We start from the raw sequence: 14,283 nt of genomic DNA, 5'->3' as shown, positions 1-14,283 counted from the left end.
GGGTCGGTGGCGCGGCGTGACCCATCCCATGCGCGCACCGAGGAGAGGAACGCTCTGAATGACCGCCGAGCACGGCACGGTGCCCATGGGCATCGTCGAACTCGCCCACACCCTGGGGCGCCCACTGGACGCGGTGGCCCACGCCCCGGACCACCTGGTGGACGCGGAGCGGATACGCGCCGCCGGCTACCGCACCTTCCACCGTGCCGACGCGCGGGTGGGGGCCACCGATCTGGCGGCGGAGGCCGGCAGGTCGGTGCTGGACAAGGCGGGAGTGGCTCCGGGGGACGTGGACCTGTTGGTACTGGCGCTCTCCGACGTGCCGGAGTACCTCTACTGGGAGGCGGCCGCCGCGACCCAGGCCAAGGTCGGCGCCGAGCGGGCGGAGGCGTCACTGGTCTCGCCGACCTGTGGCGGTGGGGTAACGGCGTTCGACCTCGTCGCCGGCAAGTTCGCCACCCATCCCGGCTACCAGAACGCGCTGGTCATCGGGGCGAACCGAGTCTGTGAGCCCTACTGGAACCGGATGGACACCACCTCCAGCGTGTACTCCGACGGTGCGGCGGCAGCCCTGGTACGTCGCGGGCACCCCGCGCGGCGGTGGCTGGCCACCGAGGTCATCAGCGACGGACGATACGCGGACTTCACCAGAATGGACATCGGCGGCACCGCGCACCCGTTCGCCCCGGGTGTCGACGCCCCCTCGGTCCAGAGCGCCTCAGCCCGTCTCCAGGAGTTCTTCGACGGGGATGTCACCAGCATCCTCGACTTCCTGGACACCGTGCGGGACCGCAACCGCGAGGTGGTGCGACGTGCGTGTGACCGGACGGGGCTGAAGGTGGGTGACCTGGCGAGGATCATCCACTTCAACGACAGTGCCCAGGTCCTCACCCAGTTGGCTGGCGATCTGGAAGTGCCTGCGGAGCGCTTCAACCTGGACATGCTCGGCGACTACGCGCACTCCGGTTGCGCCGACCAACTCATCTCTCTGGAGCGGTACTTGGCGCTCGGAGCGGTGCGCTCGGGTGATGTGGTCGCGCTCACGGCCACGGGGATCGGTATGCACTGGATGTGCACCCTGCTGAGGATCTGACCCTGTGGAGAGGGGCCGGGAAGTGACTGGAGGACCTCCGTTGGAGACCAGGGAACTGTTGGAGCGGACGCGCACCGTCGCCGACGACGCCACGGCTGTGGACCCGACGTTGTTGCGTGATCTGGTGGGCGGTGACATCCCGGTGACGACCCTGGTCGAGGTCGGACGTCGGTTGGAGGGCGTGTCCCCCGAGCGGCTGGGGTTCGCCCAGGAGCCCCGCCCGGTACGAGTGGCCATCACCGCCTCGTTCACCACGTCCGGCCTGGTGCCCTTGCTGAGGGTTCTGGCCCTGCACCAAGGAATCGAGCCGCAGTTCCACCTCTCCGGTTTCGGACAGTTCGAGGCCGACCTCCAGGTCCCCGGTTCCGCGCTGAGGGAGTTCGGCCCCGACCTGACCCTGTGTCTGCTGCATGACGGCTGGTTCGTGCCCCGAGGCTGGAGTACCACTCAACTGGCCGCCCTGGCTTCCGCGTTGGAGGAAAGGCGGCAACGGCTGGAGGAGTTGGTGGAGAGCCATGTCAACAGCTCTCGGGGGTGGACCGTGCTGCATACCGTCCCCCTCTCACCGAACGAGTATCGGGCGGTGATCTCGTTCGAGGGGCGGGCCAGGCTGGCCCGGACATGGCGCCAGCTCAACATCGACCTGATCGACCTCGCCGAACGGCTGGAGCGCACCTGCCTTCTGGACGTGGAGTCGGTCTTCGCCACGGGTACGAACAGCCAACGTGACGAGCGGCTCTACCGTTTCGGCGGTATCGCCTGGACGCTCTCCCAGGAACTCGCGTACGCCCGTGAGGCCGTCAACGTACTCCGCGCCCAACTGGGACTGTCCAGGAAGGCTCTGGTGGTCGACCTGGACAACACCGTGTGGGGTGGGGTCCTGGGCGACGACGGGCCTGCTGGCATCCAGATCGGCGGGCTCTACCCGGGCAACTGTTACGAGGACCTGCAGCATCGGATCGCGGGGCTGGCCGACCAGGGTGTGGTGGTGGCGCTCTGTAGCAAGAACGAGGAGACCGCTGTTCACGAGGTCCTCTCCGACCACCCCGACATGGTCCTCGGCACACGGCACGTGGCCGCGCAGGCGGTCAACTGGTGCCCCAAGGACCAGAACATCCGTGAGCTGGCGGACGAACTCAACCTGGGGCGTGACAGTCTGGTCTTCCTCGACGACAGCCCCTTCGAGGTGGGGTTGGTGCGCAGGACGCTACCGGAGGTGGAGGTCGTCGACCTGGTGACCGACCCGGCGGACCGGCCTTCCGCACTGCTGTCGGGTGGCCTGTTCGACGTGTTGGGTACGACGGCTGACGATCAGCACCGAACCGAGAGGTACCAGGCCGCTACCCGGAGGAACCGGTCCAGCCGGGAGTTCGACTCCTACGATGAGTACCTACGTCACCTCGAAGTGACGGTCACCGTCCGCGAGGCAGACGCCTTCAGCCTGCCGCGGCTAGAGCAACTGGAGCGACGCACCAACCAGTTCACCATGACCGGTCGCTCGCGAGGTCCGTCACGCCCCGACGTACACGGGGAGGCGTGGGGCCCCCTCGTCCTGGGCTTCTCGGTCGCGGACCGTTACGCGGACGAGGGGATCGTGGGAGGCGTGTGGGTGGCCAGGTTTCCCGACCACTGGCTGCTGGAGAACTTCGTCATGAGCTGTCGGGTGTTCTCCCGCGGTGTCGAGACCACGGTGCTCCAGCACGTGGTCGACAGCGCGCTCGATGCGGGGGTGCGCCGGCTTGACGCGGTGTTCCGAGACACCGGGAGAAACGGTCCGGCCGCTGCCCTGTACCCCTCGGCCGGCTTCGCGCGGAAGTCGGCCGGCGACGAGGGCGAGGTGCTCTACTCCCTGCCGCTGACCTCGCGCCCCGCCTTCGCCCCGTACTGGACACGACTGAGGATCGAGGACTCGTAATGGTTGACGCGGCTCACACGGAGGAAGTGGACGCCGTTCTGGCGACGTTGGGAGGACTGATAGAGCAGATCACCGATGTCGCGGCGACCCAGATCACCTCTGAGACGCGGTTCGACTCCTTCTCCGACTGGACGAGTCACAGCGCTCTGCGGCTGATGGTGGCCATCGAGGGGGAGTTCACGGTCCGCCTGGACCTGCGGGAGTACCTGGAGGTCCAACAGCTGGGTCAACTGGCCGAGTTGGTGTCCTCGGCCCGCGAGGGATAGGAGGCCACCGCTGCCCGGGGGGTGAGCCCACACGGCGAAGGCGCCGGCGAGGGGGTGCCGGCGCCTTCGGACGGTGGGGGGTCAGCAGTCGTGGTCGACCAGGTCGAACGACTCGTAGTGGTCGTCGGTGTAGTAGTCCTCCGGGTCGCCCTCTCCGGTGACGATCCGTCGGGCACCACGGTCGTCGGACCCGGGGGTCTCGACGGTGTACTCGTGGTAGTAGCCCTCGTCCTGGTCGGGCAGGAGACCCTCACGGTTCTGGAAGACCGTGCCGTCCTGGGGGTACGGGTAGGGCCCGCCCTTCTCGATCAGCTCAAGCGTGTCGTTGGCCTCGGGCGGCAGGTCCGAGAGGCAGATGTCGCCGACCTCGGCCGGCTTCACCTGGGTCACGGCGGGTGCGTCGGTGTGGGGGGTGGCGGCCTGCGCGAGCCCCGGGGCGCCGACGAGCAGGGCGGCGGCCAGGGCACCGGCGGCGCCGATGCTGGAGATTCGTGGGGGAATACGCATGTACTCCATTGACCCGCGTAGACCGATCCGTGTCAACGACAACCACCGGACCTTTCCCGGGTGTTCAAGCTCTCCGACCGGCTTTGTCACCGTTCCCCCGATGACAGCAGCCGGCTTCGCTGGTACAGGCGCTCCAGCCCGTCCTCGGTGAACGTGCCGTGCGCCCGCACCCGGGCCAGCCCCCCGTCGGGGAAGATGTGGACGCGCAGATGGGTGGCCGTGACCTCCTCGGGCAGCAGCAGCCGGTGGTTGCTGTCGGGCAGCAGAGCGGTACGGTCCCACACCCGTCGCCAGGCGTCGTCCTGGTGGTCGGCGGGGTCGGCCTCGGGGTGGGCGGAGGTGTCCAGGGCGTACACCTCGGCCCAGCCGGCCGCGTTGCCCTTGAGGTAGGCGGTGTCCAGTTCCATGGCCCGCACCCGGGCGCGCTCCCCCAGCGCGTAACGGATCCAGTCGTGGCCGTCGTCCCGTCGGCGCCGGGTCTCCCAGCCCTCGTTCATCCGGCGTGACCGGCCGGGGGCGAGGGTGTGCCAGGCCGGGGAGTAGAAGCGGTCCGAGGCGTCCTCCACCCGACCCCCGGCCTCCAGGGCCAGCACGTCACAACTCCCCAGCGCGGCCAGCCAGTCGGGGTCGGGCACCGGTTCGCCGTGCACCCGGACACGGGCGATGCCGCCGTCCGGGAACTGGCGCAGCCTCAGATGGGTGAAGCGCTGGGCCACCCGTACCGCGAAGGCGTTGGCGGCATGCCCGCCGACCTCGGTGCGCGGCACCAGTGCGGTCCAGCGCACCTCGGGGTCGGTGAGCCGCTCGGGGCCCGGGGTGCCGGGCAGGGCGGTCGCCTCCAGGGCCACCGACCGGGGGGCGTTGCCCCGGAAGTGGGCGGTGTCGACGACCACTCCGTGGATCACCCCGGGCAGGCCCAGCCGGATCAGGGCCCAGTCGTGGTCGTCCGGTTCGGGGTGTGGGTGGTCGGCGTCCCGACCGCGCCGGCGCCGGGTCTCCCAACCGTCCATCACCTTGCCCTTGTGGCCGAAGGTGCCCGGGTCGAACCGGGGCTGTTCGGGCAGCAGGAGGTTCTCCCGTTCGGCGAAGAACTCGTCGTTGGCGGCCAGCACGGAGCCGCCCAGCCGGCGGTCGGCCAGATCGACCAGCGAGGCGAAGGGCAGCGGGGCGCTGCGGTAGTCGGCGAAGGGGTCGCCGCCCGTGTAGGGCGCGGCGTCCCCGGTGAACCGGGGCAGGGCGTCGCCGGTGTGCTGCGTCGTCATCAGGGTCTCCGTTCCACGAAGCGTCCACGGGGTGGCGCCCACCGGCCGTCCTGGTAGACCGGGTGGCCACGGAGCCAGGTGGTGCGCACCGTGCCGTGCAGTCGGCGGCCCGCGTAGGCGCTGACCGGGTTGAGGTGGGCGAGTTCCTCGGGTCGTACGGTGAACGCCGCCTCGGGGTCCCACGCCACGAGGTCGGCGTCCCGGCCCTCCTCGATGGCGCCCTTGTGGTCCAGGCCCAGCAGGGCGGCCGGGCCGGTGGCCATCCAGTGGGCCAGCCGTTCCAGGGGGTGGCCGCGCTCGCGGGCCTCGGTCCACATCGCCGACAGCCCCAGCTGGAGGGAGGACACCCCGCCCCAGGCCCGCTGGAAGTCCTCGACCTTGAGGTCGGGCGTACAGGGTGAGTGGTCGGAGACCACGGCGTCGATCAGTCCGTCGGCCAGGCCCCGCCACAGTCGTTCGCGGTTGTCCGCGTCCCTGATGGGTGGACAGCTCTTGAAGGAGGTGGCGCCGTCGGGGACCTCCTCGGCGGTGAGGGTGAGGAAGTGCGGGCAGCTCTCCACGGTCACGGCCACCCCCCGGGCTCGGGCCCGGGCGATCAGGGGCAGGACCTCGGCGGAGGAGAGGTGGAGTACGTGGACCCGGGCCGCGTGTCGTTCGGCCAGTTCCAACAGCCGGGCCACCGCGCGGAGTTCGGCCTCCGGGGGGCGGGAGTCGAGGAAGGAACGGTACCGCTCGCCGTGGGCGGGCGGGGCGGCACTGAGGGTGTCGGGGTCCTCGGCGTGGACGATCAGCAGGGCGCCCAGTTCGGCGGTCTGGCGGACCGCCCGCTCCAGGGCCGCCAGGTCCAGCTCGGGGAACTCCTCGACCCCGGAGGGGGACAGGAAGGCCTTGAACCCCCACACTCCGGCCCGGTGCAGGGCGGGACGGTCCGCCTCGTTGTCGGGTACGGCGCCGCCCCAGAACCCCACGTCCACCGCGATACGGTCACGGGCGGTGCGCCGTTTGACGTCCAGGTGCTCGACGGTGGTGGTCGGCGGCAGGCTGTTGAGCGGCATGTCCACCAGGGTGGTCACGCCTCCGGCCGCGGCGGCCCGGGTGGCGTGGGCGAAGGTCTCCCAGTGGGAGCGGCCCGGGTCGTTCACGTGGACATGGGTGTCCACCAGTCCGGGCGTCAGCGCCAGGGCGCCCAGGTCCTCCAGGGGCACGCCCTCGGGGGGCGTGGCGTCGGGCGGGAGGAGGGCCGTGATCCGACCCTCCTCCACCGCGACGGTGGCGGGGCGGGTCCCCTCGGGGGTGACCACCCGTTCTGAGCGCAGCCACCGTCGCGGCTGGTCCGCTGGTCCACTGGGCACCGGTGACTCCCGTACGGCAGATCGACTTCAACATCCTGTTGAAGTCTCACCGGCCACCCACGGCGCGTCAACAAGGGGTCAGTGGTGCCTCAACCCCTTCCCGAGCCGACCTTGGAGTCCTCCGGCTCGCCGAACAGCTCCACCGCCACCCGCACCTCCGTGAGAGCGGGCGCCAGGGCGCTGACCGACCCCAGGGCCGCCGCCAGGACCAGCAGCGAGCGGCGCAGCTGGTCGGGCGGGGGCACCCCCTGGAGGGCGGTACGCTCCAGTACGGCCAGTTCCTCGTCGGCCAGTTCGCGGTCCCTCAACCGGGCCGGGTACTGGGCCAGTTGGGCCCGCAGTCCGACCACGGACCGCAGCAGTGTCGCGTTCCGGGGGTCCTCCCCGCCGTCGGATGTCTTCGGCTCACTCAACCTCTTACGCACGCAGTTCTCCCCAGGGGTTCCTGCTCGTCGTCCCGACCGTTTGGCCACGCCCCACGCATGGCCCAAGCTCCCCCGCTCGCGCCGGCCGCCGCGCGAGTGCAGGACAGTAAACGCCACTCTCCGCTTATCGCGCCACACGGAGCGCGAAATTTCGGCCGTGGAACGGGGGTTGGCTACGGAGGGTTGACTCGTTCCGGCCCCTGTCCCCCGATCCCTGACGGAACGTCACCAGCCGTCGTCGTCGGACTCCTGCGCCTCCAGGGCGTTGCGCCAGACCCGTACGTCGAGGCTGACGTAGTCGCTGGGGTCGGACCTGGGGGCGAAGCCCTTCACCGTCACCAGGGCCAGGTGGCCGGAGTAGGTACGGACGCAGATCTGGGAGCCCTTGGAGATCCGCTCGAAGTCGATGGCGGTGGTGAAGCGGGTCTCCGAGCGGCAGGTGTCCAACGAACCCTTCTGCGCGTTGTTCAGCAGCACCATCTTGCCCTCGCTGGTGGTGAGGGACTTGTCCCCGAAGCTGTTGCTGTAGCCCAGGTCGGGGTTGGAGCTGTCCCGGTCGTCCTCGGCCGGCTCCACCGGGTCGGAGGCGAAGTTGAGGTGGTAGTCGTCGGCCAGGTTGATGCCCTTGTAGTCGACCGGGGTCGGGTTGGGCACCGGCTGCCCCTCCTCACTCTCCTCGACGCTGTCGGGGCTCGCGGGGCTGGAGTCGTCCACGCCGGCCCTGTCCTCGGCGCTGTTCCCGGCCCGGGAGGAGTCGTCGTCCCTCATCACGTAGGCCGCCGCCGTCACGCCGGCGGCGAACACCACCAGTGCCGCCGCCACCGCGAGGGCGACCTTCCCACCCCGACTGGGCCGTGCCGCCGGACCGTGACGGGGGAAGGTGCCGCCCGGGCCGGCGGGAGGGCGACCGCCTCCGGCGGGGCGCCCGACCGTGGAGGCGCCATCGGCGCTCTCGGCGTTCTCACTGCCATCAGCGCTCTCGGTGCTGCCCGCGCTGTCAGCCCTGTCGGTGGCCGGCGTTCCGGCGGTGGGTTCCGCCTGGGCTGCCGGGGCGGCCGAGCTGGGACCGGCTACGGGTGGGGGCGGCGGCGGGCCGAACCCGGGCGACGGGGTGGCGGGGCGTACCGGTTCTCGGTGGCGGGGTGGGTGAGCGCCTGCGGGGAGGCGGCCGGGGGCGGAGGAGTGGGAGCGGTGACCGGAGGTGGAGGGGCCGGGGCCGCGCTCGGGGGCGGGGGCGCGGCGGGAGCGGGCGGGGCCGCGGCGGCGACGCGTCCGGTGATGTCGGAGGCGACGGCGGCCGGCACCCAGTCCTCGGGGCGGCGGAGTTCGGTCTCGTCACCCTGCTGGCACAGCCGGATGATCTCGTCCAGGGATGGCCGTTCGGCGGGCTCCTTGACCAGGCACCGGGTCACCAGCTCGTCCAACTCTTCGGGCAGTCCGTCGAGTTGGGGTTGTTCGTGCACGATCCGGTACAGCACCCCGTGCGCGGTGCCCTCCCCGAAGGCCGGTACGCCCCTGGCGGCGAAGGCGGCCACCTGCCCCAGGGCGAAGACATCGGTGGCGTGAGTGATCTCGGTACCCGCCGCCTGCTCCGGCGCCATGAAACTGGGGGTACCCACGGTGATGCCGCTCGCGGTCAACGACGTGGCGTCGGCCGCCCGGGCGATACCGAAGTCGATCACCCTCGGCCCGTCGGAGGCCAGCAGGACGTTGGACGGCTTCAGGTCGCGGTGCACGATGCCCGCCCGGAGGATCACCTGGAGCGCCTCGGCGATGCCGGCCACCAGCAACAGCACGGTGTTGACCGGGAGTTTGCCGTAGGCGTTCACGGCGGCGGCGAGGGAGGGACCGGGTACGTAGGCGGTCGCCAGCCAGGGCCGCTCGCCCTCGGTGTCGGCGTCGATCACCGGCGCGGTGTAGAGGCCCTGCACCCGCTGGGCGGACACCACCTCCTGCTGGAAGCGGCGACGGAACTCCGGGTCGGTACCGAACTCGGAGCGGATGAGCTTGATCGCCACCGGGCGTCCGCCGGGGGTGTAGGAGAGGTAGACACGGCCCATACCGCCGACGCCCAGTTTGGCCCGCAGCCGGTAGCCCGCCACGTGGCGTGGGTCGTCTCCCTCCAACGGCTTGAACATCTCCGTGCCGCTCTGCCCCATGGAATACCGCCCCCGGCTGTTGAGTTGGGCCAGCCGTCCGCGCGCTGGCAGGGCAAGAGACTAGCCGAGACCGAACGTTCGGGAAGCCCTCCCGACGGTACGGCGGAACGACGCCTGATGGCCTGTCAGGTACGCCGTCGCCGGACCGTGCGCCGTGTGGTGAGACGACGTCAGATCCGGTGACGCGTGGGAACGTCAACTAGCCTGGAACCCCTCACCCGCCCCACCCGGCAACGCTGTGACCTGCGCACCTGCACTACCGGCGGTCCGCTGCAAAATTGCCACCCCAGAGGCCGCCTACACAGCCTCCCAACAGCGGCTTTACCCTGGCGTCGTCATCAACCCTGGTGGGTTCGCAACGCGCCGCTGGTCGTGGATCTCCTCAACGCCGCTGGCGACGGGTCGTCATCAACCCTGGTGGGTTCGCAACGGCCGGCGATCTCCACGTTCGTTGCGGTGGCGGCGGGTCGTCATCAACCCTGGTGGGTTCGCAACAAGTCCTCGTCGGGGCCCACCCCGGTACACCCCCCCCGTCGCCATCAACCCTGGTGGGTTCGCAACGGACCATGGCCGACCTTCCGCCCGACGCACCCCGCGTCGTCATCAACCCTGGTGGGTTCGCAACACGGCTAGGACGCGCCATGGGGCGTTCTCGTAGACGTCGTCATGAACCCTGGTGGGTTCGCAACCCCACACCCCCGCACAGGCGCAGCGCGCGGCGCGGAGGCATCATCAACCCTGGTGGGTTCGCCACATGACGATCAAGTCGTAACGGTGCGCGATGGGGGCGAGTCCTCATCAACCCTGGTGGGTTCGCAAGCGTCAGCTCCAGGAGAGCCGCTTGCCTGGGCCCCTGCCTAGGTCAACGTGACGCGCGCCCGTTCTCGACCGCCGTACCGCACACCCCGGCCGGGGGCGGCAGGATGGGGGGATGCGTAGCTGTTCCCGTTGTCCGAACCGGTTCTCCCCTTCCACGCGGCGTGGCTCGCGCGGTGCCGTCGGGGGTGGGTGGTGAGCGGGGCGCCGGTGGCCGGGCTGGTCCTGGCGGCGGGGGCTGGCCGGCGTCTGGGTGGGCGTCCCAAGGCTCTGTTGTCCAGCGGTGGCCGCCCGCTGGTGGAGCGGGCGGTGGACGCGCTGTCCGAGGGGGGCTGTTCCCCGGTGTACGTGGTGCTGGGGGCGGAGGCCGCCATGGTGCGCGCCCGGGTCGCGTGGGGTGCGGCCCGGGTGGTGGTGAACCCGCGTTGGGCGGAGGGGATGGGTGGCTCGCTGGCCAGGGGGTTGACGGCGGTGGCGGACGGTTCCCCCGGGGCCCGGGCGGTCGTCGTCCTGTTGGTAGACCAGCCTCGGGTGGGCGCGCGGGCGGTGTCCCGGGTGGTGGACGCCCTGGAGGGGCCGGAGTCGCTGGTGACGGCGGCCTACGGGGGGCGTGGTGGTCATCCGGTACTGCTGGGGGCCGGGCACTGGGGGCCGCTGCGGGAGGAGTTGGGTGGTGACGTGGGTGCCCGGCACTACCTGGCGCGGCACGGGGAGTCGGTGCGCCGGGTGGAGTGCGGGGACGTGGGTGGGCCGGAGGACGTGGACACCGTCGGGGACCTGTGGCTGCTGGACTGACGGGCGCGGGTGCCGGGCGGTACGGGCCGGCTGTGGCAGGCTGCCGGGGCGGGTGGCGGTTCGGACCGGTGAGGCAACAGAATGTTGATGTTCCCTGATCGGGGAACCGGGGATGCCGTCGGACCATGGTGGACCGGCGGGCGCCCCGGGCCGTACGCCGGGACACGGGAGGGAGTCGAGACGGCACCCCGGTGACCGCGACGAGGCGGCCGTACGTGGGCCCCGCCCACGGGCCGGGGACCGCACCGGCGCCGGTCCGTCACCGTGACCCCGCCCGCCTGCCGCCCACGGTGGGGCGGTTCCCGTACGGCCCACGAGCAGAGCCTGGCCGCCGACCCACCGGTGGGTGGCCCGTCAGCGCACCGTCCCGCCCAAGGAGTGAACGTTCATGTCCACACCAGCGCCCTCGCCTCTGGCCGTCGTCGACGTCTCCCCCGAGACGGCGCCCGAGCGGCAGGAGGAGGTGCTCACCCCGGAGGCGTTGGAGTTCCTGGCCGCGCTGCACCAGCGCTTCACGCCGCGACGTGACGAATTGCTGGCGCTGCGCGCCGAGCGTCGGGAGGGCATCGCCCGTACCGGCACCCTCACCTTCCTGACCGACACCCGCCACGTCCGCGAGGACCCGGACTGGCGGGTGGCCCCGACGCCCGAGGCTCTCCAGGACCGCAGGGTGGAGATCACCGGGCCCACGGACCGCAAGATGACCATCAACGCGCTGAACTCCGGCGCCCGGGTGTGGCTGGCGGACTTCGAGGACGCCTCCTCCCCCACCTGGGAGAACGTGGTGGGCGGTCAGCGCAACCTGATCGACGCGGCGGCCCGGCGACTGGACTTCACCGACGAGCGCGGCCGGCGTTACGCGCTGCGTCCGCCCGAGGAGTTGGCCACCGTGGTGGTGCGGCCCCGGGGCTGGCACCTGGACGAGAAGCACCTGCGGGACCGGGAGCGGCCGGTGCCCGGGGCCCTGGTGGACTTCGGCCTGTACTTCTTCCACAACGCCCGCCGACTGGCCGCTGACGGCACGGGCCCCTTCTTCTACCTGCCGAAGCTGGAGTCCCACCTGGAGGCCCGGCTGTGGAACGAGGTCTTCGTCTTCGCGCAGGACTACCTGGGTGTGCCGCAGGGGACGGTGCGGGCCACGGTGCTGATCGAGACCATCACCGCCGCGTTCGAGATGGAGGAGATCCTCTACGAACTGCGGGAGCACGCCGCGGGGTTGAACGCCGGACGCTGGGACTACCTGTTCTCCCTGATCAAGAACTTCCGGGACGGGGGCCAGCGCTACGTCCTCCCGGACCGTAACGCGGTCACCATGACCGCGCCCTTCATGCGCGCCTACACCGAACTGCTGGTGCGCACCTGCCACAAGCGGGGCGCCCACGCCATCGGCGGTATGGCGGCGTTCATCCCCAACCGCCGTGACCCGGAGGTCAACGCCCGGGCCCTGGAGAAGGTGCGGGCCGACAAGGACCGGGAGGCCACGGACGGCTTCGACGGTTCCTGGGTGGCCCACCCAGACCTGGTGCCGGTGGCGCGGGAGTCCTTCGACGCGGTACTGGGTGACCGGCCGCACCAGAAGGAGCGGCTGCGCGAGGACGTGGCCGTCGAGGCGGGGGACCTGCTGGGGGTGGACACCCTGGAGGCCAAGCCCACCCTGGAGGGGCTGCGCAACGCCGTACAGGTCGGCACCCGTTACATCGAGTCCTGGCTGCGGGGCGTGGGCGCGGTGGCCATCTTCGGGCTGATGGAGGACGCGGCCACGGCCGAGATCTCCCGTTCCCAGATCTGGCAGTGGGTGCACACCGGGGTGGTCCTGGACGACGGCCAGCGGGTGACCCCGCAGCTGGTACGGCGGATCGCGGAGGAGGACCTCGCCGACATCCGGGCGGAGTTGGGGCCGGAGGCGTTCGCGGCGGGCCGTTGGAACAGCGCGCACGAACTGCTGCTGCGGGTGGCGTTGGACGAGGACTACACCGAGTTCCTCACCCTGCCCGCCTACGTGTTGCTCCCCTGAGCCTCCGGTGGGTCCGCCGGGCGTACCGGACCGGCGGACCCACCGCACCGCGCGGACCCCAGCCCTCGCGAGCACCGGTACGAGGCCGCCACCCCCAAGTCGTTGCGTGCTGTCCTCGCGGCGTCGGGGTCGGCCTCGTCGAGTCTGGCCAGCCAGATCCAGAACGCGGTGAGAATCCGCGCGGCCTGTGCGTCCGATGTCCCCGCGTCGATCGCGACGCAGGTTGCTGTGCAGCCAGCCTCGGCCTGGGTGTGGGGCGAGGTCGTGCGCGGCTCGCAGAGCGCCATGCGCACCGGCGGAGACCTCCCATGGAGATCGTTCTCGTTGCCTCCGCTTCCTGAACACTTCCCCTGTCCACAGCGCCGCGGCCCCGATCAGCAGCACGATCCCGCCGGCCCACCGCACCGATTCCTTGGTCGCACCCGGCCCCGACAACGGAAGAACGCCGAGGAGGAGACCGCCGACGAGGATCGCGCCCCCTGCGGCGAACCCGATCGCGAACATCGGCGGCAGCGACCGTTGGTCCTCGGTCCAGTCCGCGATCGACTCGATGGAGGCCGAGTCGATCGCGGGAGGATCACTCAGTCGCGCGGTGCGGTCCGGTGACCGCACGGCCTCCGCCCATGCAGATCGAGGATCGGCGGGCCACGGGGAGGGAGGGGTAGGTCTCAGGAGCGTCGCTGGTCGTCCTCTTCCCCTCCACGTTTTCCCTCACGCAGCGCGTCGCGGCGCGTGAGGCAGAAGCAGCCGACGAGCGCTCCCGCCGGGATCACACCGATGCTGATGGCGAGGGCGATGGCCGGGTGGATCCCGACAAGGAACTCGGCGCTCGTTCCCAGCCCGATAAGCAAGTCGAAGATCAGGATGCTCAGCAGGGGCGGGGTGAACATGACCCCGGCGTACGCGATGACGAAGAAGCAGCCCGAGAGGATGCCCCAGATGCGGGCCCGTAGGGCTCCCGGGCCTTTGTAGCGGACAGGCTTCAGAGCTTGCTGGACTACCCACGGCCATCGCGTCACGAGGACGTCGTTCTCGTAGTCCGGGTCGAGCGTGGTGTGACGGACGACGACCGTCGCCCCGATGAGCTTGCGGCCCGCGGGCAGCGGGGACATGACCTTCCGCTCCAGCATCAGGGGCTGGCCGTCGTCGCTCACGTCGATGTGGATGACGAGGTCGTCGTTCCACTGCCCGCCTTCGGGAGGCTCGTTCGATATCGCGTAGCGGATGATGCCGACGGCTTCCCGCCCCTCGGCGAACTCCTTCTTGCTGGGAGTCGGGCGCGGTTCCGGCGGCGGACCGAACTCGTCGAGTGCCTTCCAGATACGTCGGAGCAGGGATGGTTTCTCCTGACCGGCGGTCTCCTCAGTGCTCATGTCGCGAACCTCAACTTCGACTCCCTCCCGAGTAACGGTGAGCCCGGTCCGGGTTCCTCACGGGCCGGCTTTGCCTCCGGGGGGCGCACCGTCGGGCTTGTCGCCCTTGCGTCAGGGTATGCGGCCTGCTCCGCCATCCGACGGCGTGATGGCCATTGCCGGTCACCAGCCGTTCCCGCACGGGCCCGGCCAAGGAATGTCTCCGCGGTCTCCGACGACGGTGGACAGCAGCCCGTCCCGGCTGGCGATGACGACGACGCCTTTGCCGTTGCTGTTGTCCATGAGCACCACGACTGTCCATGGAGC

12 protein-coding genes and 1 CRISPR repeat array are annotated in these 14,283 nt (G+C 70.8%); of the genes, 5 read left to right on the top strand and 7 right to left on the bottom strand.

Annotated features, from left to right (window positions below; all coding sequences use genetic code 11):
* Positions 1 to 58 precede the first annotated feature (58 nt).
* From ABZT14_RS21070 to ABZT14_RS21060, 3 genes are read left to right on the top strand one after another with little or no spacing between them, the layout of a single operon-like run.
* Positions 59 to 1,093: a 3-oxoacyl-[acyl-carrier-protein] synthase III C-terminal domain-containing protein gene (locus ABZT14_RS21070; protein ID WP_356305003.1), complete on the top strand. Its 1,035-nt coding sequence runs from the start codon at positions 59 to 61 to the stop codon at positions 1,091 to 1,093.
* A 22-nt stretch (positions 1,094 to 1,115) separates the two neighbouring features.
* On the top strand, positions 1,116 to 3,008 hold the full coding sequence (locus ABZT14_RS21065) for an HAD-IIIC family phosphatase (RefSeq protein ID WP_356305001.1): 1,893 nt from the start codon (positions 1,116 to 1,118) through the stop codon (positions 3,006 to 3,008).
* Positions 3,008 to 3,274 carry a phosphopantetheine-binding protein gene (locus tag ABZT14_RS21060; RefSeq protein WP_356304999.1) on the top strand — a complete coding sequence of 89 codons (267 nt, stop codon included), beginning with the start codon at positions 3,008 to 3,010 and terminating at the stop codon, positions 3,272 to 3,274. The genes ABZT14_RS21065 and ABZT14_RS21060 overlap by 1 nt, the downstream gene beginning before the upstream one ends.
* An 81-nt stretch (positions 3,275 to 3,355) precedes the next feature.
* Here the strand turns inward: ABZT14_RS21060 and ABZT14_RS21055 are convergent, their stop codons facing one another.
* The 6 genes from ABZT14_RS21055 to ABZT14_RS21030 all read right to left on the bottom strand — a co-directional run bounded on the left by ABZT14_RS21055 (position 3,356) and on the right by ABZT14_RS21030 (position 8,979).
* Entirely contained in the window at positions 3,356 to 3,781 is a 426-nt protein-coding gene (locus ABZT14_RS21055) for a ribonuclease (protein WP_356304997.1), read from the bottom strand.
* A gap of 86 nt (positions 3,782 to 3,867) precedes the next feature.
* On the bottom strand, positions 3,868 to 5,043 hold the full coding sequence (alc, locus tag ABZT14_RS21050; protein ID WP_356304995.1) for an allantoicase: 1,176 nt from the start codon (positions 5,041 to 5,043) through the stop codon (positions 3,868 to 3,870).
* Complete coding sequence (gene allB / locus ABZT14_RS21045) at positions 5,043 to 6,395, bottom strand: allantoinase AllB (RefSeq protein ID WP_356304993.1); 1,353 nt, start codon at positions 6,393 to 6,395, stop codon at positions 5,043 to 5,045. Before allB ends, alc begins: the two co-directional genes overlap by 1 nt.
* A gap of 89 nt (positions 6,396 to 6,484) precedes the next feature.
* Positions 6,485 to 6,820 (bottom strand): DUF5955 family protein, encoded by a 336-nt coding sequence (locus tag ABZT14_RS21040; RefSeq protein WP_356304991.1) that lies wholly within the window; start codon positions 6,818 to 6,820, stop codon positions 6,485 to 6,487.
* 225 nt (positions 6,821 to 7,045) lie between these two features.
* Entirely contained in the window at positions 7,046 to 7,642 is a 597-nt protein-coding gene (locus ABZT14_RS21035; protein WP_356304989.1) for a hypothetical protein, read from the bottom strand.
* 248 nt (positions 7,643 to 7,890) lie between these two features.
* Positions 7,891 to 8,979, bottom strand: a complete 1,089-nt coding sequence (locus tag ABZT14_RS21030) for a serine/threonine-protein kinase (protein ID WP_356304987.1) — start codon at positions 8,977 to 8,979, stop codon at positions 7,891 to 7,893.
* Between the two features lie 331 nt (positions 8,980 to 9,310).
* A CRISPR array of direct repeats spans positions 9,311 to 9,799; the repeat unit is 29 nt; unit sequence GTCGTCATCAACCCTGGTGGGTTCGCAAC.
* A 191-nt stretch (positions 9,800 to 9,990) separates the two neighbouring features.
* Between ABZT14_RS21030 and ABZT14_RS21025 the strand changes: the two genes are divergently transcribed.
* Together ABZT14_RS21025 and aceB are read left to right on the top strand one after the other, a co-directional pair.
* Positions 9,991 to 10,590 carry a nucleotidyltransferase family protein gene (locus ABZT14_RS21025; protein WP_356304985.1) on the top strand — a complete coding sequence of 200 codons (600 nt, stop codon included), beginning with the start codon at positions 9,991 to 9,993 and terminating at the stop codon, positions 10,588 to 10,590.
* A 388-nt stretch (positions 10,591 to 10,978) separates the two neighbouring features.
* Positions 10,979 to 12,604 (top strand): malate synthase A, encoded by a 1,626-nt coding sequence (gene aceB, locus ABZT14_RS21020; RefSeq protein ID WP_356304983.1) that lies wholly within the window; start codon positions 10,979 to 10,981, stop codon positions 12,602 to 12,604.
* Positions 12,605 to 13,272: 668 nt separating this feature from the next.
* On the opposite strand, the gene ABZT14_RS21015 is transcribed toward aceB, so the two are convergent.
* Positions 13,273 to 13,977, bottom strand: coding sequence for a hypothetical protein (locus ABZT14_RS21015; protein WP_356304981.1), 705 nt, complete (start codon positions 13,975 to 13,977; stop codon positions 13,273 to 13,275).
* Between the last annotated feature and the right edge of the window lie 306 nt (positions 13,978 to 14,283).

The organism is Streptomyces sp. NPDC005438 (genome assembly GCF_040606315.1).
GTDB lineage: Bacteria > Actinomycetota > Actinomycetes > Streptomycetales > Streptomycetaceae > Streptomyces.
The sequence above is the reverse complement of the archived record's forward strand: the minus strand, read 5'-3'. Positions and strand labels throughout refer to the sequence as shown.

Bases quoted from the DNA above. Each gene is read 5' to 3' on its own strand.
- ABZT14_RS21015 (WP_356304981.1), bottom strand. From the start codon at position 13,977: ATGAGCACTGAGGAGACCGCCGGTCAGGAGAAACCATCCCTGCTCCGA.
- aceB (WP_356304983.1), top strand. From the start codon at position 10,979: ATGTCCACACCAGCGCCCTCGCCTCTGGCCGTCGTCGACGTCTCCCCC.
- alc (WP_356304995.1), bottom strand. From the start codon at position 5,043: ATGACGACGCAGCACACCGGCGACGCCCTGCCCCGGTTCACCGGGGAC.
- ABZT14_RS21055 (WP_356304997.1), bottom strand. From the start codon at position 3,781: ATGCGTATTCCCCCACGAATCTCCAGCATCGGCGCCGCCGGTGCCCTG.
- ABZT14_RS21070 (WP_356305003.1), top strand. From the start codon at position 59: ATGACCGCCGAGCACGGCACGGTGCCCATGGGCATCGTCGAACTCGCC.
- ABZT14_RS21030 (WP_356304987.1), bottom strand. From the start codon at position 8,979: ATGGGGCAGAGCGGCACGGAGATGTTCAAGCCGTTGGAGGGAGACGAC.
- ABZT14_RS21060 (WP_356304999.1), top strand. From the start codon at position 3,008: ATGGTTGACGCGGCTCACACGGAGGAAGTGGACGCCGTTCTGGCGACG.